The organism is Bacteroides neonati (assembly GCF_000499785.1).
Classification (GTDB): Bacteria; Bacteroidota; Bacteroidia; order Bacteroidales; family Bacteroidaceae; genus Bacteroides; species Bacteroides neonati.
This window is the reverse complement of sequence record NZ_HG726021.1, coordinates 113895-133840: the sequence shown is the minus strand read 5'-3', so window position 1 is coordinate 133840 and position 19946 is coordinate 113895. Positions and strand designations below refer to the sequence as shown.

Genomic DNA, 19946 nt, shown 5'->3' with positions numbered 1-19946 from the left:
CTCCGCCCGGTCTGTGATAGGTCGGGCGGTTTTTCGTTTGGTTTATAACTCCCCTCCGGCTACAATGTAGTCAACTAACGCAGATTCAAGCTGTGCTCTTTCTTCTCCTTGTAGGATAGAGACACATTCTCCCTCTTCGTTATACTCGTGATCGACAAGTAGCTTCTGAATATAATAGGCCTTTTCTTGATCGACATTAGTAGTTAACTCTTCGATGATGGGAGCAACGATTTTGGCTCTATTCTCACCTCTGATTACTCTGAGTTGTCTTACCTCGCCTGAAGATACTTTGATGAATGAGAGACTATCCAATAAGGATAATCGTCTCGCTAATGCTTCTTGATTCATAATTTTGATTGATTTTGATTAATAATATTGTCTAACATGGGGCAAACAGTCTCTTGAATGAAGGCTACAAGACCCATACGAATGTACTTATTCAGCACAACTGCCTGTTGTGCATCTATATCGACCTCACCATTCCTATAGATTTCGCGTCCAAGTTCCATTTCGCCAAGATCGGGTGTGTTATTGTAAATCACATTGCCCAAATCCTTAGAAATGTCATAAACTTCGGGGACGCCTTCCAAAGGGTGAAGTTCTCCATTTTCATCTTTCACCTTCTTCCATCGAGGACCGCCATCAATGTCTTTCACCTCAATTTTTCTAAAATCGATTTTCATAATTTGTTATTTTATTGTTAAAACTTATTTCTACCTACGATAAACACCTCGAACGCGCAATTTTTAAGGCCTTGACCAGCATCAACAAGAGCGATGTCGAAACTACTTAAGCCCTTTGCTCCAATCATGCCAATCATATACCTCCATCCATCTGTCGCATACGGTGTACATTGTATTATGGCATAGTATTGATTGTGTCCAAGGTTATGGCTGATGGTATAGTTACCATCGCTTGTACGGCGTGTAGATGCCGTGCATCCATTTCCCCAACTATTTTCAAGTGTTCCCCATGCGTTCACTCGTCCTGCCCATAAAACACCGGGCGCGTTCCAAATCTCTCCATTTCGTTGGCCAAACACATGTGACCCGAATGAGCGTATAGAATATGCACTTCCAGCGTTAGCAATTAGGCTTAAACATACATTATTGGTACCGTATGACTGAATTGATAACCCCTCATTCCCATACCCGTCTAATGCCGCGTCTAGCCGCATTGCCATCATGGTACTAGATTTTCCACCAATTCGAAGGTATCTGTTATTGGATGCCGTTATTTCAATTTTTGCACTCAGGTCATTATTGATTAATGAGTAGCCTGAGATATCTTTTGAGATCGTAAAACCGCCAACAACTGCACCTTCGGTAAGCACCATGCTGCCTCCTTTGAGCATATTATTTTCTATAACCATACCACCGATGCGCGCCCCATCCTTTACCGTCAACCGCCCGGTTGTTATATCCAACGATTCTATTGCTTTAGCTGTGACCAAAGCAGCCTGTACGTTAGCAGCATTCAGCTTATCAGCAGTAATAGTACCGCCGGCGATTTTATCGGCAGTGATTGATAGGGCTTCAATACGAGCCGCATTCAGAAACCCGGTATTGATCTTACCGGCATCCAAATTGGCAATCTTGGCATTGGTGATGGTACCGTCTCCTATATTAGCCGTTCCAAATACGACATTGGTAGCGGTTATTTGCTGTGCAACGAGTGTACCAGTATACACTCCGTTCGAATCAATGTAGGTAGTACGATCATTGGCCATCGTATCAAATACGGTGGCATAGGCTACTTCGACGTTAAATGCAACGTCAGGTCCACCGAAATAGAAGAACATACCACTAGAGAATGTACCTGTGCCGGAACATTTGACACGGTAAACGTATTCGGTATAAGTGCCCGTGCCGATGTTGGGTGTCAACCACTCCGAAATAGGACTGTCACCTGCTGCATTGGTCGCATAATTAATGGTATACCCCTTGGGGATATTGGCTATAATACGAGCAATAAACTCACAATGCCTATAAGTCTGCGTGCCGAAATAGAACCCACCGAGCCCGGGTGAAGTTGATCCACCACCTAAATACCGATATCTCATATAATAGTCACTTGGACCCGGTACGCCATCGGGCTTTACTAACCGTTCCCAAATGCTGGTGCTGCCACCGGAGTTATTATATCGGTTCGTGGAGTTTGCACTTGTCCGAAAAAACGGATCGGCATACTTCATGACTCCATTCATGTAAGAGGATGCAATGGCGTCACCTTTGTCGCCTTTATCACCCTTACCACCTGTGGGTCCGATTGGTCCAACGGGACCAACTTGACCTGCTACACCGGTAGCTCCTGTTGCACCGATGGGACCGATAGGACCCGTTGGACCAACTGCACCCGTATCACCCTTTACCTTCGTCCACGTATAAGCCGAAAAAGTCATGCTGTCGGCTTGAGTAAAATCGACATACTGACCAATGTACTGCCCGGGTGTTTCACCATTGTTTGCAGTGAAAGTCGTACCATTGTCCGAGTACTTGATATGTAGGAAGCTTGTTCTTCCATCTACACCTGCTGGACCTGCAATACCGTTTGTTCCGGCTGGACCTTGTGAACCCTTGAACTGTGCCCATGTATATGAGGTGTAGGCAGTAGGTGCTGTCGAACTTCCTGTGACAGCTATACCGATATAAGTGTTGGGAGTGGTCACCATCGGATTACCGTTGGCATTGGCAGAGTAACGAACGTGCAGGAACTGCGATGTGCCGGGGATACCCTGCGAACCCGTAGGGTCTGTGGCTCCTGTTGCTCCCGTGGCACCCGTTGGGCCAACTGCACCGGTTGCTCCTGTATCACCCTTTACCTTCGTCCAAGTATACGCTCCAAATACAGTACTATCTACCCGCTCGAAGTCCGCATACTGACCGATCCATGCACCCGGAGTCTCACCATTGTTTGCGGTAAAGGTAGTACCATTGTCCGAGTACTTGATATGTAGGAAGCTTGTTCTTCCATCTACACCTGCAGGACCTGCAATACCGTTTGTACCTGCTGGACCTTGCGAGCCTTTGAATTGCGCCCAAACGTATGAGGTATACGATGTGGGAGCGGTTGAACTAGAGGTTACAGCGGTGCCGATGTAGGTGCTTGGTGTGGTAAGCATTGGGTTACCGTTGGCAGCAGTAGAATAGCGTACATGAAAGAATTGAGATGTACCCGGTATACCTTGTGATCCTGTAGGACCCGTTGCCCCTGTTGGGCCTACCGCTCCGGTGGCACCTGTTGCGCCAGTATCGCCCTTTGATATAGATTTGAGCCAGTCCGTAGCATTGTCGCCCGGCACTTGCGTAGTAAAGCTTTCGGCGATACAAATCCATGTACTGCCATTATGAGTTACTTCGTCGTAATAATAGTATTTTCCGGCTATCCAATCACCCTTAAATACAGGAACGGGCACTTCGGTGGTACCATCGGCAGAAAGTACACGAATAGACCCGGTAGCATAGATGTTACGCAAATAGGCACTATGCCCGGTCATATCGATACCGAATAGCTTCAAATTGGATAAATCCCCCAATTGCATCATCACCATATCTTTGGTAATCTCCCAGTTATTCACCCCGGACAAATAACGCTGATAGGTACGTGTGGTATATGCCGATGTTTGACGCTCTTTGTCTGTAAAGTTACCATACGCCACAAAGTGCATCGCTTTCTGTGGATGAAAATCGTAATCGGTGCGAAGGGTATATTTATACTTTCCTTCTTCAATCTTTTCAACGATGCGGAAGTAGGCAGTCTGAAAGCCTGTGTTGTTATTGAACTTTGCTTTGCAAATGTCGTCTATCGCAATAGCCGCCAGCTCTCCCGGTTCAAGTTTCATCGTAATGATGCGATTAGCTGTATCTACCTCGGCGATAATACCGCCACCCGGAGCACTCCATTGTTCACCGGAAACAACGGTTACTCGATTGTATCGTAACTCAGGTACTTCAAGAAAGTCACGTAAACGAAGTGATCCGGCATCAATATCTCCTTTTTTGTTGATAGCCCATCCGATTAGTTTTTCGACGTAATCGAATGAAGAGAGGTCACCGGAAAAGGTTGCATCTTTCGCAATGATCCTTTCTAATGCTTCAAGTAGATTGAACTCACCCTTTGCGCCTTTGACCTTATCAGTGGCGGTTACATTCGTAGCATTCACCTGTACCGCATCAACTAACTTTGCAGAGACTGTTTCAAGAACATGCAAGTAGTCAATATCCGCACCACCTGTGACGTTTAACCCCTTCTTTAACCTGGCTAGCTCTTCGGCAATGAGGCTATCAACGGTTAAACCGTTCCTGATTTCGGCACCACCCAATAGCTTTAATAGAAAATCGGTTTGCTCAGGGCCGGCCTTGGATAGGAAGAGTGTCTTTAGCTCTTCAATTGTAGAAACATCTTTCAATAAGTCACCAATACGAATCCTCTTTCCTCCGCTCACTTCAATAAGATCATCAGCAGCAACCTCTGTTATTGAAGTAAGGTTCTCAATCGTCTTACCGTACTGATTCAGTACAGCAAATACCTCTTTGATTATTTCATTTTTCTCCGATTCAGTCACAGCAGTATATGTTTTATATTAAAATATAATATATACCGTCACTTTTCCTCAACTATCTCATTCACCAGCAATTTATATCCATTGCTTTTTGATTTCCCATGAAATGTTTCTGCCTCCTCAATATATCCACTATATACATATCCATCATTCTTAACTCTCACCAACCCTTTTCTATTGCTCGGAAAATCCTGTATATTGGTTTCAATGGTTACTTCAAATGGCATAAATAATGCTTTGTTCTTCTCAATAACGAAAGCGTCCTTTTCGCTGACACCATCTATCACTACCTCCGAATTTCCGTCAGATGATGCATAGCTCAACTTATTAGTGGAAACCCCAATAAAGCATTTATTGGCAATTAAAAAGCTTCTTGGAGAATACATCACATTGAACATAGTATCTGGAGACAACACACCAACTATGCCGATACTTCTATCCAGTTCATAGCGAGATGATCTAATAACTATCCCCTCGGGAGTCGTATTCGTTTCACTTACATATTGCGTACAAATAAAGAACACATCATTATCACTATTGCTATCCGTTGTATCTTTTCCTCGTCTCTGAACCAGAAATTCCACACCATACACATCAGCTCTGTATGGGCTAATCAAATCCAATTTATTGTCCGTCAGAGTCGTTTCCGTACTATACTCGGTCGTAAATCGAAACTCATCACGCCCGTTCACACTATCATAATCCTGTTTGTCATATCCCGATCTCACCCGAGAATAAATCAATGAAGACACTATACTACCATTAAACTCACTCACATCTCCACCAAGATCAATTGCTACCTCCTTTTCATAGAAGGCAGTGCGATGCTTGAATCGGATAGTCTTTCCGTCAACCTCATACACATAACCAAACACTGCACTCATCCAATTACAGAACTTCGTGAATGATGTGTACATCTTTGCCGAACTAATGCCCCTGATACTCTCCGCAGCTACCAACTTACATCCGTTCATTCTATCTGACCCATCAAACACAATCTCTCCAATCAATCCTTCTTTTCCACCATTCATGCTTTGCACAAGCCTATTAAGTAGTTTAACGGGAGATACTACGTCAATATTAACTGGCTTAACTCTCGAATACCATTTAGCCGTAAAAATAGTGTTACTAGGTATTCGGATAGTAAAATTATGAGTCGAAAGGAACGCAACAATCAAATAAGAGCCATCTTCCATGTAAAGGCCTCCATTAAAACTCAATCTCACCTCTCGATTCACGTCCCCTGTTTCTATACCTGATCTAGCTAAAACATCGTGTTTATCGGTATCATTATAATACCTCCTCAGGCTAATAGAAAAATATTTCCCTGCAGGAATCTGTACGGTCATATCTACATGCATTTCCATTCCACCAGAGGATATACTTTTTATCAAGTAAGAATTTGGGTTATCCAAAATGAATCCCGGGGGAGTATCTCCAATCAAAAAGCGGTTACCAACATTCTGCTCGCTTGATCCGACATACAATGGAAATAACTGTTCTCCAAGTTTCGCAGAAATAGGAACATCAACATCTGTAGACCCATCAATACTATTCCCAGATACTTGCCAATTCACCGATTCAGACATTTCTATGCCATCATACAAAAGGTTATTGACTTCCTTAATAATATCCACCGAATACTCATACTGTGTGCCTTTATTAGCTTTGATAATACTCTCCACGCTATCATCAATCGCACTAATCGATAAAACACCACCATCATCACTATATGATGAAATATCCAACACATAATTAAAGACCTCTTCCCATGCCCATTCATCATTTCGCTCCTCCCATATCAGTTTAGGTGCCGATCCGATTCCTTTTTTCAAAAAATCATTGCGTATCACGTCACGGGCTGCCCTCGTAAACTCAAACTTTCCGGCAAAGCTTCTCATCACTCCGCCATAGTCAATTCGTTTTAGCTTCGAGTATATCTCATCCCAATTCAACAGATCACCGGTCACATCATACATTGACTGATCGATATAAATTCTACATCGTATTCTATTCTGCATCTCTATTCTTTAAATTATAGTAATCAATCATATCCTTCACCCAATAAGCATACATCGCCGCCGTTACTTCCTGCGGGTTAAATGTGAACTTATTATGCTTCATCACCATTGCCATTTCGCGAGTGAAATAGGCGCGGTCTATTTTATCTCTTTCGGTTTGCTCATTGTTAATTGTATTCTCCAATGCATCTAACCGAAACTCCAATCCTCCAAGCACTCGCTTGGCCTTATCTACCGATAACGTCAGATCATTAACAGAGTACCCTAGTAATTTAAGAGCATCGTTAGCCGCTTGGCCGGAACCATTAACCTCGGAAAGGCTGATGCTCATTCTCAATAAATACACTTTAGCACGTAAGTTAAGCACATCATCTTTTTCCTGTAACTCCAACAACTGTCTTTGTCCTTTAACGATGCCGGCATATTCATAAATCAACTCGGTGGCTTTGTTCTTTAACTCATCCATATCGTGTGTTGTACCGCCTGTTGTCAATGCCTTAAAATCTCCCAGATACACATCGATAAATCTACCGATAGGTATCTCATCCAGCGATTTATAGATCATAGTTTACTATTTACGTAATTATTAAACACCTGTCTGTTATTCAACCTTCTGCCTCTTTTGTCCATAGCAGATAATATCCTGTTGGTCGATTGCACCTCTTTCTTTAAATCCGTGTAGTCATTATTCACTACCACGCGGTTTGACTTTTCAGATTTCGGTTTGTACATCGCCATCATAGCATCCGATTTCACCGCAATACCCATTAGACTCTCTATTTCCTTATCGATATCCGGCAACACTTTTGCCCCACGAGGCAGATCGAGTAGGGTAGAAGTGTTAGGCGTAATGAAATAGCTTGATCCTACTACTACAGCTTCATGCTTCCCACCATCACCTACGATGGCAGGTCCACCAGGATGATTATCCGTACCTTTAGCGTACTTCGGTATCGGTTGAGCGATAACAGAAGCCAATTGAATAGCACCCAAAGCCGCGATCATCGCAACCATTGGTGCACCTAATGGAAGAGGAGTGGCAGCTAACTGCTTCATTACGGCAAGTGCCGTGGTCATTACAATTTGCGCGATGTTATTCGCTTTCTCCATTTTTGCCTGCCTTGTTTGCAACTCAGCCTTCTTCTTCGCCAATTCTGCATCTTTAGCGGCTGTTCTATCGGCAGCAGCACGCTTTCTGGCTTCAGCCTCTTCTTTTTTGATTGCACCACTTTGTTCAAGCTTATCAATCCGCTCAATTTCGGCCTCACCGGCCTCCGTATTAGCGTCTTGTTCGCCCTCAATCTCATTTATTTTTCGATCAAACAGGGCACTACCCAAATCAGCAAATGAATTTAGCAGATCACCAACCATCTGAATCGTGTTGGCTACTTTCTCCATTTTCTCCTTATGAGCATCCGCTGTTTTCTCAGCATTGGCAATCTCTACATCCCGAACAGCATTTGAAAGGGCAATCTCAGCTTCAGCTAATTTCTTAGCAAGATCCTCCTGATCTTCTGCAGATAATCCGGAAATTGACAATTGCTGCTTCGCTAATTCCAGAGCTGTTTCAGCTTGTTTGATACCGTATTTGGCCGCTATTTCTGACTTTTTTCTCTCGAATTCCTCCTTATCAATGATTCCAGTAGTATATGAATTCGTCAATACATCCAATTCGCCCTGCAACTGCTGATTAAGTATGATGGATTGCACCGCGGCATCATTCTGCATTCGTTTAATTCGTTCGCTAGCATATTTATTAATCAATTCCATTTGTTTTGCCTTGTACTTTTCATCAATGGCAAACACATCCTGCCCAGTTTTTTCAGCTTCATTTATTTCTGCCTCTCGATTGAGTTCAAGCTGCTGTAGTTTTAAGTTCAATTCTTCCTCAGATCCCTTTTTAGCTGCTTCAACACGATTGGCGATATCTGTTTTCTCACGATCCAGATTGTATGATTCAGTTTTAGCGTCAACCTCCCGCTTCATCTCCTCTGCCAAGTTCTTTCGAGTAGCAATCTCTTCTTTACTTTGCCCCCGTATCTCGGCCATTCTTTTTACGTACCCGGCAGAAATCTTTGCCAACTCCTTTTCAAGCCCCTCATCCATCAATGCAAGTTCAGACTGGCGATAGTTATCCTCTATTTTCAAACGCTCTTTCGCTGCTTTCTCGGCAGCTGCTTTTTCCTTATCAGTTAATATTTGTTGACTGTTCTTGCCATCCTCCTCTATCTGATACTTGTTAGCAATGCCTTTAACCTGCTCCATTTTCGCCTTAAGCCCGGCGATATACCCAGTCTGTTGCTCAATGAGCGCGAACGACTCATTGATATCCTTGTTCATAGCGGAGGTAGCCTTCTGCAAACCAATGCCTTGTTTTAAAAAACTTCGGTCGTTATATTCAGCCCATTGCTTTTGATTTCTTTTTGTATATAGCTCTAACCGTGCCTCCTCCTGAGCGAGTGATCGTTCCAGCACCTTCAATTGTTGCTCTCTTGCTTTTTCAAAAGCCTCAGTTCCTTCCGCTCCTTGATTCCTTAATAATTTTGCAACGGTGAATATGCTTTCTGTCTTTGATTTCACCCACTCTTTGTCTTGCTTCGACGCTTCTTCTCCAGATCGTTTAGCGGCTGCTAGTCTCTCTTCACCAAGTTCCTCAGCCGTAGCCACCGATTCTCTCATCCAATGTACCAAATCCGTTAACTCCCGAATCATACCAGCTATTGCGCCGGTATTTTTGCCAAGCGTTATCATAAAACCCTCCCACGCAGATGATAACCCCTTTGTTGCGCCCTCCACGTTATCGCCCATTGTATCAGCCATCGCTTTAAGCTCGGCATCTACACCGGTTATTTGCTCCCTGAGTGGAACAATCTTATCAGCAGCAGTCAAAAACGCATTAAAAGCAGCAACACTTCTCTTATCAGTCATTTCAAGAGTACTATTCAAATCAACACCTTGCTCTTTAAGCCTAATCAGTCCATCAACTAATTCTGGTAGTGTTTTTACAGGACCTCCCAATGCTGTTGCCAATTTCCCCGACCCGTCAGCCAAATTAAGAAGAATATTTCTCGTAGCAGTTGCAGCCATTGAAGCATCAAATCCGGCGTCCGACAGCTTTCCAAGCAAAGCCAAAGTGTCTTCTATTTGGAAATTAAACGCTTTGGCTACCGGCCCAACTATTGGCATCGCTGTTTGTAAATATGAGAAAGAAAGTGCCGTTCTAGCAGTAGAAACAGCCATCGCTGATACATAACGTTCAGTTTCTTTTGTACTAGCCCCGAACATACGTATAGCAGCACCTGCTAAAGCTGCTGCTTCAGGAAGATCCGCACCAGTCGCTTGTGCGAATTTTAGTATTGATTCTGTTGATTCAAGGATTTCTTTCTTTGAAAATCCAAGCTTCGCTAGTTCAATTTGTAGGTTAGTTACTTCAGATGCAGTGTATTTAGTTGTCATACCCAGCCTTTCGGAATCAGATATTAGATCGTTTATGTTTTTCTTCGTAGTTCCTAATACCGCAGCCAACCTACTATTTGCAGCTTCAAAACTTATCATTGCTCTAAATCCTTCTCTAATTTCGGTGTAAAGCCTTTGGATGCCAGCAATAATACCTTGAGCTCCTATCATTCCCTTGATCATTGAACCAATCCCAATACTTACCTCATTCAAGCTCGATGAAACTTGAGTGCGAAGAATCCCACTAAACCCTTTAGCAACGATTCCAAAGTTCTTCATAGATCGATCCCCATTCTGAATCGAGATAATAGCTGCCTTTACCTGTTCCTTGTAGTCACCGATAGTCATCTTCTGCTTAACCATTGCATCAGCATTTCGCCGACAGGTCTCCGTATTCCTATCAATTACGGCATTCATTTGCATGATAAGCTTTCTACCTTCTTCTGTAGTATGGTCAACATCCTTTTTTGCAGCGCGGAGTAATCTGCTTTGCTCTATCGCTTCTCGATCAGTCTTTATCTGCTGCTTCATGATTACGACAGCTTCTTCAATGGTCACACGCTGCTGCTTTTTTTCCTGATTCATCAACCGCTGTTGCTTCAACCGCTCAGTTTCAACCTTTGCCGCTGCCAAGGCTGCCTGTTCAGCTACTTTATCCGCCTTTACCTTTTCAAGAGCATCTTTTACATTCTCTTTGGTCTGGTCAGATATCCTTTTTAATAAAGCTTCCTGTTCCTTTTTTGCATCCTTGAGTGCCTTATCCGCAACAATTCCTTTTTCAATCGCCGTCGTCAGCTTTTGAAATTTTTCGGAGTAATCTTGAATACCATTCACCTTTATACTGATACCGGAACCAATTTCCGCTACAGTCTTTTTATACGACTCGGCAATCGTATTAATCCTCAGATTAAGTAAACTAAGGTCATCAAGTGCCTTCTTATCTACTAATTCGGAAATCTTTGTTTCATTAGCCATATCTTAAGTCTTTTCACTTAAAATATAACTGAGAACAGATTTTCTACACCATTCTAAGTAATTTGCTCGATATCAATCTATATAAATTATCATCTATCATTCTTAACACCGGGATATTCTCAATTTCCATGTTAAAATGAACGATATACCGTTCCACCTCCACCGTGTATTGGAACAGTGTATACCGTTCGCCACCAATCTTTACTTGCTCCGGGACGCTTGACTCGCTACGTACATACGGAATACCATCAATTAGCACATCCTCACAGCAGAGAATCGCATTCAACAATATTCCAACCCACCCGGGAACACCCATGGCACTACCAACCGTTAACCTACTCTTAACGTAAGGGAACTGATAGAGCTGCTTTAATTCGGCACGCTCATTGCGGAAGAATTCATTGTCAATACCATTCGTGTCACTACCTGAAAGAAAACCGCCCTCTAGACGAAAACGAAAGCGTTCATTTTCATTCTGTCCGTAATCTACAACAATATACCGACTCAGCTCTTCCTCGTCATCTGCCACCCGAAACACCCCCGAATACAACCTATAATCTCCGCATCTAGCCATCACTCTATAACATCCCGATAGCGGCTGCACCATTGCCTCGTACACGCCATTCCTAGCCTCTGACACCGTTAAGCGATCCACAATACCACCGCTTACCGTATCAATCAGTTCTACGACAACCTCACTCCTTGATGCGGCATTAAATCTCACACGAATCGTATCACCCTGTGTAAACCGCTGTACATATCCGTCAGTTATTCCAATTTCCGTAGAAAACCTCAACGGACACAGCACATCGGGCACCATCATGGCAATAGCACATTATCGTTCAACTTCCGCTCCACATCCACCGTGTATTGGAACAGTGTATACCGTTCGCCGCCAATCTTCACTCTCTCCGGGACGCTTGACTCGCTACGTACATACGGAACACCATCAATTAGCACATCCTCACAGCAGAGAATCGCATTCAACAATGTTCCAACCCACCCGGGAACACCAGTGGCACTACCAACCGTTAACCTACTCTTAACGTAAGGGAACTGGTAGAGCTGCTCAGGTTCCTGTATCTGATTACGAAAGAATTCATTACTCAATCCATAGGTATCACTATCTGCTAGAAAACCGCCCTCTACACGAAAACAGAAACGATATAGCCCTCCACCGTCTTCCACGAACCGGGTATTGAATAAGTTCCCATTTTTACTAAAGCCATATTCTACCTTCATCAAATGTCTCAGCATACGCTTATCATCTGTTATCTCGACGAATCCCGATTGCAGACATACCTCTCTACACTTGACATTCATTCGGTAAATCCCGGCAATGGGCTTCAACACGCATTCATATACAGACCCTCCCGAAGCCATGGCATACTCTCTGGCCCGATGAGATGCCGTTGCATTGGATTTACACTCCACCACCTCTACATCAATCACCTCACCAGCATCACCATGAAGTTGAATATAAATTGAATCACTACTCGCAAATCGCTGTATATACTCTCTATTGATACCTGTACTATAATCAGGCATACCGAAGACAATCGGGCACAAAGCAGACAATTTTATCATACTATCACTTATTATTTATTTCAAAATCAAACCATACTTTTTAAAATAAGCATTTACAGCCGGTTTTAGTCTATGCTCCGCCAAGTACCGCTTTGCCTGAGGAGATAAACCGTAAATTACCTGTCCGTATTTTTGTTCTATATCGCCACTTTGAGAAAATCCCTCAGACCCAACATTTATTCCATCTGCCGTCTTTATGGCAAATATTGAGTCATGGAAATTACCCTTGATAATTAAGTTCGGGGTTTCGGCCGACCTTGGGGCAAAGCCTAAAAAAGAACCGATCTTTGGAGGCTGTACTTTCATCTTCCAGTTATTGTATGCCTGAGCTCGATTTCTCCATGGACCGGCTTCTGCAGTCTTGAAAAATGGATCGTTATCATACGTTGGTCTCAAATTCTTTCCTCGACCATTCTTTCCGGCGTATAGTTGTTCACGTATAATCTCTGGTACGTCAGCACGCAACACCTCGTTTAGTACCATATTACCGAATCCGCTTGAAATCTGATTTAAACTCTTCTGTACATCGAATATAGTTCCCATCCTTAAAATAGAAGAGGGGAGGGCTTTTCAACCAACCCCTCTTAGCTAAAGGTTATTACTCGTCAGCACTTACATTGTCGCTGATCTTTTTCACACTCTTTTTACTTGGTGGAGATATCTTATCGTAAGTGTCTGAAAGAACTTTATTCCGATCCTCATCATTCATTCCTTCAAAGTGTCCGCTGTGCTTTTTAATGAATTCCTCTCTTGACATCCCTCTGCATAGCTCTACACTAAACGATACTCCATTTATTCTTAAGCCCATTGCTCAATTCCAGTTACTCCATTTTCCTGCAACACAGAAGGTGCTGCCAACATAGGAGAAGCGGATTCTTTCGGCGTGAGCTTAAATGTTCCGGATCCTTGAACATATTCAACTGCCGTTACCCCTTTCCAACAAGCAACTTCCGCCAAACCGGTACTAAAGTACTTTCCCACATTTAGTTTGTCGTAATGATCGAGCACGCAATACTCATTCTCCGAACCCGTCTTTTTCACCACATCTACAAAGCGGAGCCCATCAGCCACAGATAGCACATCAAAAGATGTCACAACCTGCATCGGATTCATCCAAGCTTTCTCAACGTCATTATACATCAGGTTAATCACGTTGTTGGCCTTGGTGCCACTCGCAGGGAAATCTTGCCCGGAGATATACAGTCCGGAAAGATCAATACCCTTGCAGGTGCCATCTGCTGCACGCTCTCCCCAAATAATGCCATTCTTGTCTACATACCAAGCCTGCATGTGAACGTCCTTTAGACGCATGATATTGGCGCGAAATCCCGCATCAAACTTCATCAAGGTTAATGCCGCTGTGTATGCAGCATAGCCGGTTACCTCATTTGGGCCATATCCCGTGGCTGATGTTTGCGCATCACCTCCATTGGGGGCATACTCTACGATCTCCTTGATGCCATACATACGGTTAGGTCTATCGGCATGGAAAGCCTTTTCCATATTTTCCAATGTCATTTCAACAGGAAGCTTTACACCGACTTCTGCCAATATAATAGCTTTGATGTACTCCGGCACCAACGGGCACTTGGAAATACCCGTGTTTACCTTATTGCTACCACACTCTCTCACTTGTTCCATAACACATCGATTTTAATTTTACTTTCATATTCTTTATCTCAATGGCATCAATGAGTTCAGGTAAATCTCGTTTTTCCGAGTCCATCACTCCGCGGCTGCCATACGCGTAGTTCTCTTTATAGATATGCTCTATTTCTCCAGCATTACCGAAATCCAGCTCTGTACATTGCTTCAATTGCCTCATAAACTCATCATAGATGATTCGTAGAAAGCCGTTGAACGATATATCATGGCGCTGCCAATTATCATAACCTCCTACGGTTTGACAAGCGATAATTAGATCCAGTTCCGCTTCACATTTAATTCCAGAAATGCCTATATGCTCTTCAAATGGAAACAGTCCAATGAGAGGAAATCGATTCATTTGTATCTGCGCCATCTCAATAAGCTTCGTATTTATATACACGCTGTCTCCAAACTGGAAGTTAATTTCATCAACTTTCAAATTCGACAGCTCTTTAGCTGTAGATTTGCATACATCACGTATTACCTCCTGCAAACTTCGTTTCATAACCCAAGCATATTAATCGTTTTAAGCATATTCGCATTTGGCTCATACTCCTGGTACAACCTACTGTTTTCTAGTAAGTATCTATGCAAGGTGATATTCATCTCTGCCATTGCATTCCAAGCAAGACATAACTTGTAATTAGGAGACACAGACTTACCATCGCCACTAGCCACCGTACTACCAAGCGAAGATATAGTTACGTGTCTCTGTCTTACCGCCTGAAAATAAATATAGTTGGCAACCGGCGAATGCGTCTTATCGAATAAATAAGAGCAGAGGACATCAAACTTACGATCCATTACATGGTGGCTATTACCAATTTCTCGAAGCCATTCTGTAAACTCCTCTTCCTGTGTGGGAGCAATGCCGTTTGTTGCTACTATTAATTTATGCTTCCACCCGGAGACTGATCCTCTTTGATCTATTTCGCAATAAGCGGCCAAATCTACGAACAAGCTGCACCCTAGCATCTTCAGAAGATAATCAGGCTCGTGCCTTTCAATGTATCCATCAAACTGTGCATCGAGTATATTACCAGTCATAGCAGGAGAACAACCTACATTTAGACCTTCAATATTCAAATCGCCAATAAAATAACTCTTATCTATTTTCATAGCAAACAGCATTAAAAATCAGGATCACTATCTAAATCAGAATTATCTCCCTCTTTTTTATCATCCGAACTTCCCACCTTGGCTTCTTCAGTAACTGTAGTAGCATTGCCATCTTTCTTTTCTCCTTGCTCTCCTACATCGTTAAGCTTCGGCTCTATTTTGAGAGGTTGTTCAGGTCCCACTTTTGGGTCACCTTCTGTAGTCGATTCCGAAAGCGGTTCCGGAATCACCTCAGGAGTATTTTCCACTTCGTGCCATGATAGCTCCATTCTCGAAAAACGAATTCTATTTTCCTTGATGAGTCTTTCTACAAACTTTCGATCTCCTTTAATGATTATTTCCATGACTGATATTTTTTAAGAGTAGGTGAGGAGAAGGCTCTTTCATCTCCTACACACTACTCAGTAAATACTATGCCTTTTTGATGGCCTTTAGAACGTCATCCAAATCACCGTAAGCAAATGCCCATGGCATATATACCGGCATCATTACTTCCTCTTGAATAATGACTGTTGTCATATTCTTGAGCTTCGTCTGTACATCATCGGCAAATTCGATGTTAACTGTAGTGTAATCGATCAGAGAACACCCGTTAATCATATCGCCGGCAAAGTACTTACCGATGCCCATGGCATTACATTCTACCACTGGAATACTACCAATGTATTTTCGGCCATTCATCTCGGTAACAAGGTTCAAATCTCTTCCTGTTGTATCTTTAGCAGTCGAAATGGTGAACACTGTAGAAGGATGAAGTGTAAGCGAGTTCGGAGAGTACTGGCCGAAGTTGAGAACCGCGTAAATCGCGTTGATGGCATCTTTGTAGTTCGGATCTTCCACAGAACCAAACATACCACTCTTGATAGCTCCGGTCATTGCTTTAATGGACGTTTCCGTACCTTTATAATCGAAATCAATGGCGAAGGAACGATCACTCATCTTGTGGATATCAAACGTTGCATTGAGGCCTGTCTCTACGGTTGCACCGGCAAGAGTAATTTTCATCTTATCGACTATCTTATCATTAGCTGCAGCAAGAGTGACAATGGTTTGTCCGGTTTCAGTCTTCTCCAATGATGAAATAGCACCTGCCGTCAGCGTCAGATAAGTGCCCGAAATAAATTTAGATACACACTCCACGCCTTCGTATGTAGTAATACCCTTCAAGTTATCACCGGAGCCATCACCAAACAGAATCTGATAATTCTCGGCAGTTTTTACCCACAAAGGCAAGCGGTTCAGGATGAAAGACACAACATAGCTCTTTGCTTTCAATAAGCGCTTTGACAGATTCATGTGTGTACCGATACGCTTCACATTGGTATACTCTTCCTTGAACTTCAACGAAGACTCAGCCAACATTCCGTTTTCAGAAACAACTGTTACGTTTCGGTCAAAATCATAAACCTGTTCGTAAGAAATCGACAATGCCGAAGGATCTCCGCGCTCAACCATCATCAAGTCACGCAGATTCAATCGCTGTTCATTGACAGCCGTCACTACACGGCCAGTCGACCGGTTGTTTGCTCTTGGTGTTTCCACACTATCTGTAATAGATACCAGCCCCTTAAGGTCTAAACTAAGAGTTCCGGATGATTTCTCTCTATTGCTGAAATATCCCTGGCATGCAGGCGTATCAAGGAAATCACTTACCGCTTTCTCCACCGCATTTACAGACGTCAGAACACCGCCATTCTCCTTAATTCTATCGAATGCTTCAGCAAGTGCAGTAACTTTCTCCGATTGCTCCTCGTAGGACTTCTTGATTTCTTCGAAGTTCGATAATCCTTTCAGAGATTCTGTAATACTATCAGAAATATCCTTTAGTTTTAGCTCAATGTCATGCTTCGACATCAACCCTTTGGCAAACTCTTCACAAACATCCTTGCACTTCTTCTGAATCGTACCGAACAAGGCCTTTTCTTCATCAGTCAAGTCCTTCTCTTCTTTAGCAAACCCAATCAATGGAATAGGAGCTGCCATCGCAAGCCCGAGTACCGCATCACCGCCACAATAGTAACTCACTGCACAAAGTAGCGCAATAAAACCAAACATCACTAGGGATTTATACTTCCCTACACTTTGAATCAAATTCTTCATTCTCAAAACGTTTTTAATTAATAATTATAATATTGAGCTTATCTTTGCAGCGAGCGAGAGATCCGTTTCGTGCTTCTCTTTTTCCTTTTCTCCTTTTTGCTGTTGGGTGTCATTCGACGGCGCAACAGGTTCATTCGAATTGGTATCTGCAACCTTAGCTATCATTGTTCTATATACGCGGCTCCAGCAATGAGGACAGCGCACGTAGCTAACAATGTCCTCTATACTCTTAACCTGTAAATCACTCTCCATGCCCTTGTGTGAATCAAGAACCGCAAGCACCTGCTCACGTATTTCAGGCTTTAGCTTATCCATTTCCTCACGTACAACACCTTCGATAATCCATCGTTGATACATAGCAGCAAGATCAAGTACCTGATTACTAAATGTCGTCTCTGCTTCTTTATCATAATCGAAACTATGTCCACAGCCTGGGCAAGTTACCATACTAGATTCACCCGTTAAGGCTTTCGTTATAAAATCCAACTTCATATCTAAATCATTTAGTCTTTCATTCGAGTACTTCATATTCAATGCTTTCTGTATCAATCCAATCGACTCTTTCAGCTTCTGTCTTTGAGTATTAAGGCTATCACTACTCTTTATACCCACAAGGAATGTTTGCGGATTCGCCCCCCATGCCTGCAATGTAGACACTTCACCTAAAAACCACTCTAATACCAGCCCGGGAGTATTAGCATCCTTTCTGATCGCCTTTACTCCGATTGAGTGTTCAAGTGTCTTTCCACACTCTGCATACAATTTGTAATCTTCAAAGGTCTCTTTACCAATCTGTTTGTTCAGATTTATCTTGGAGACAACGATTAAGTTCGAGTTCTCTTCTCTGGCTTCTGTTGGACACCCGATCAACTTCGTTTTATCGTGATCCAGAAGATGCTTTCCGCGTTTCAAAAAGAACTCATTGATGGTCTTGTCAAACGAACCACTTGCGGAAGTCTCTCCTTGGTCGTCCTTGACACCAATGCCGTTTACCGCAATCGTAACAATACCCTTTGCTTCGTCAACATCATTTGCCTTTGTCTTCAGCTGCAGCGTTTTCAGTTCCTTTTCCATTATTACTCTCTTTTTTATTGATATCTACAATCGTTTTAACTAACTCTATTTCTTCCGGGACCATTTCATACAGAATTTTATCAAACAGTGGAATATCGACCTTGCTTTCCCCTATTCTTGCCCTATAGTCATTCAGCGTTATAATGCCATTCATAAACTCACTCATAGCGCGTTCAGATACAATCTTACTAACTTCTTCTTTCTCTTTTTGTCCCTCTTGCAGACAGTCAACATGGCTGAAATCTGCTTCGATATAATACCCATCTTTGTCAAACCCCAACATCTTAGTCAGTTCCGCACAAAATCTATTTGCTGCCGGTATAACTTTCGATGTGTATACCGTTTTTTCGGCCGTCTTCTGATTGCTGAATGTGGATTGATCTTTACGTGGTACCAATACGGATGGAATACCAAATGCGCTGGCAATCATAATTGCATCATTAAGCGTTTCTTCAAACGGCTGCAACTCCTGTATACTCATTGATGTTCTAATGAAATCAACTGGAGTCTGACTGATAGAAAGAGGGAATTGGTCATCACCAACACCGTATGTATGGGTATACTCTTTAATAAGATCCGTCTTTTCTTCCGGAGTCATAGCTATTGGCCCAGCATCATCTCGTTTCGCAGAAACAAGTAGTCCGATAGCCCCTCGCTTTACGAAAATCGCATTTCTAGCCTTATATACTGGAATTAGATTGTCTATCGCCATCTTCACCGAACACAACACCGATTGACTCTTAAGAAAGTCATGGCTCTTGAAATCAGCGTTACCATCTTGATCGTGAAAGATGAAATCTGGTAAGATTTTCTCTTGTGTATTAAGCCCATACTGAAGATAATAGTAGTCTATGATATCACTCTTCTCGGCATTGCCAAATAACGGTATGTAGTTCTTCAGCATGATGTTGACATTATCAGGTGGCAATACCCAATAGTTTCGGCATCTTTTGTAGATGGGAGTTTTAATTCCAATAAATGCTTCGGGGACAACGCACTTTATATAACTATTGCCGGTTGCGAGCTTATACACAAAGTGCATATATACCATTCGTTGAAAGGAGTATAAGCAATTTGGACGATTTATTAGGGTATTAAATAAAGCATTATCCCAAACGACCGAATCGTCTGCGTATTTTTTGAGAATAAATTTGCCTCCTGCTATGCGACTAGCAATGTAATCAATCGGGAAAAAAACCTCTCCAACGCTACCAAATAAGGTCAGACAGTTAGCGTCAGCAACATAAGGACTAAAATAATCACCAGCGACCCGGTATCTCACTCCTTGGGTTGAAAACAACTTTCCAACCTCATGGGCAACGATACCGGGTATGTCAGTATTCTTTTTCTTAAATAATCTGTCGATCAAATTCATCTGATTGCTATATTTTCTATTAAAATATAAT

At 42.7% G+C, this 19946-nt stretch carries 17 protein-coding genes; all 17 read right to left on the bottom strand.

Annotated elements, in window-relative coordinates:
• Positions 1 to 42: 42 nt before the first annotated feature.
• The 17 genes from TY03_RS09675 to TY03_RS09595 all read right to left on the bottom strand — a co-directional run bounded on the left by TY03_RS09675 (position 43) and on the right by TY03_RS09595 (position 19915).
• Positions 43 to 348, bottom strand: a complete 306-nt coding sequence (locus TY03_RS09675) for a hypothetical protein (RefSeq protein WP_042369604.1) — start codon at positions 346 to 348, stop codon at positions 43 to 45.
• A complete protein-coding gene (locus TY03_RS09670; RefSeq protein WP_074434159.1) occupies positions 345 to 683 on the bottom strand; it encodes a hypothetical protein in 339 nt (112 codons plus the stop codon). The genes TY03_RS09675 and TY03_RS09670 overlap by 4 nt, the downstream gene beginning before the upstream one ends.
• A gap of 17 nt (positions 684 to 700) precedes the next feature.
• On the bottom strand, positions 701 to 4564 hold the full coding sequence (locus TY03_RS09665; protein WP_042369603.1) for a collagen-like protein: 3864 nt from the start codon (positions 4562 to 4564) through the stop codon (positions 701 to 703).
• A 38-nt stretch (positions 4565 to 4602) separates the two neighbouring features.
• Positions 4603 to 6582: a hypothetical protein gene (locus tag TY03_RS09660; protein WP_148335634.1), complete on the bottom strand. Its 1980-nt coding sequence runs from the start codon at positions 6580 to 6582 to the stop codon at positions 4603 to 4605.
• Positions 6572 to 7147 (bottom strand): hypothetical protein, encoded by a 576-nt coding sequence (locus TY03_RS09655; protein ID WP_042369602.1) that lies wholly within the window; start codon positions 7145 to 7147, stop codon positions 6572 to 6574. The genes TY03_RS09660 and TY03_RS09655 overlap by 11 nt, the downstream gene beginning before the upstream one ends.
• Positions 7144 to 11013, bottom strand: coding sequence for a phage tail tape measure protein (locus TY03_RS09650; protein ID WP_042369601.1), 3870 nt, complete (start codon positions 11011 to 11013; stop codon positions 7144 to 7146). The genes TY03_RS09655 and TY03_RS09650 overlap by 4 nt, the downstream gene beginning before the upstream one ends.
• 43 nt (positions 11014 to 11056) lie before the next feature.
• Positions 11057 to 11836, bottom strand: coding sequence for a hypothetical protein (locus tag TY03_RS09645; protein WP_042369600.1), 780 nt, complete (start codon positions 11834 to 11836; stop codon positions 11057 to 11059).
• Positions 11833 to 12600 (bottom strand): hypothetical protein, encoded by a 768-nt coding sequence (locus TY03_RS09640; RefSeq protein WP_042369599.1) that lies wholly within the window; start codon positions 12598 to 12600, stop codon positions 11833 to 11835. Before TY03_RS09640 ends, TY03_RS09645 begins: the two co-directional genes overlap by 4 nt.
• 15 nt (positions 12601 to 12615) lie before the next feature.
• Positions 12616 to 13143, bottom strand: a complete 528-nt coding sequence (locus TY03_RS09635; RefSeq protein ID WP_052332454.1) for a hypothetical protein — start codon at positions 13141 to 13143, stop codon at positions 12616 to 12618.
• Positions 13144 to 13198: 55 nt separating this feature from the next.
• Positions 13199 to 13357: a hypothetical protein gene (locus TY03_RS09630; protein WP_154663592.1), complete on the bottom strand. Its 159-nt coding sequence runs from the start codon at positions 13355 to 13357 to the stop codon at positions 13199 to 13201.
• 41 nt (positions 13358 to 13398) lie between these two features.
• The gene (locus tag TY03_RS09625) at positions 13399 to 14241 is read right to left on the bottom strand and encodes a hypothetical protein (RefSeq protein ID WP_042369595.1); all 843 of its coding nucleotides are present in this window, start codon (positions 14239 to 14241) and stop codon (positions 13399 to 13401) included.
• Positions 14216 to 14752: a hypothetical protein gene (locus TY03_RS09620; RefSeq protein WP_042369593.1), complete on the bottom strand. Its 537-nt coding sequence runs from the start codon at positions 14750 to 14752 to the stop codon at positions 14216 to 14218. Before TY03_RS09620 ends, TY03_RS09625 begins: the two co-directional genes overlap by 26 nt.
• The gene (locus tag TY03_RS09615; protein WP_042369591.1) at positions 14749 to 15378 is read right to left on the bottom strand and encodes a hypothetical protein; all 630 of its coding nucleotides are present in this window, start codon (positions 15376 to 15378) and stop codon (positions 14749 to 14751) included. Before TY03_RS09615 ends, TY03_RS09620 begins: the two co-directional genes overlap by 4 nt.
• Positions 15378 to 15710: a hypothetical protein gene (locus TY03_RS09610; protein WP_148335633.1), complete on the bottom strand. Its 333-nt coding sequence runs from the start codon at positions 15708 to 15710 to the stop codon at positions 15378 to 15380. Before TY03_RS09610 ends, TY03_RS09615 begins: the two co-directional genes overlap by 1 nt.
• A 67-nt stretch (positions 15711 to 15777) precedes the next feature.
• Positions 15778 to 17466 (bottom strand): phage major capsid family protein, encoded by a 1689-nt coding sequence (locus tag TY03_RS09605; protein ID WP_042369588.1) that lies wholly within the window; start codon positions 17464 to 17466, stop codon positions 15778 to 15780.
• 24 nt (positions 17467 to 17490) lie between these two features.
• The gene (locus TY03_RS09600; RefSeq protein ID WP_042369586.1) at positions 17491 to 18540 is read right to left on the bottom strand and encodes a hypothetical protein; all 1050 of its coding nucleotides are present in this window, start codon (positions 18538 to 18540) and stop codon (positions 17491 to 17493) included.
• Entirely contained in the window at positions 18494 to 19915 is a 1422-nt protein-coding gene (locus TY03_RS09595; protein WP_052332453.1) for a phage portal protein, read from the bottom strand. The genes TY03_RS09600 and TY03_RS09595 overlap by 47 nt, the downstream gene beginning before the upstream one ends.
• Positions 19916 to 19946: the final 31 nt, after the last annotated feature.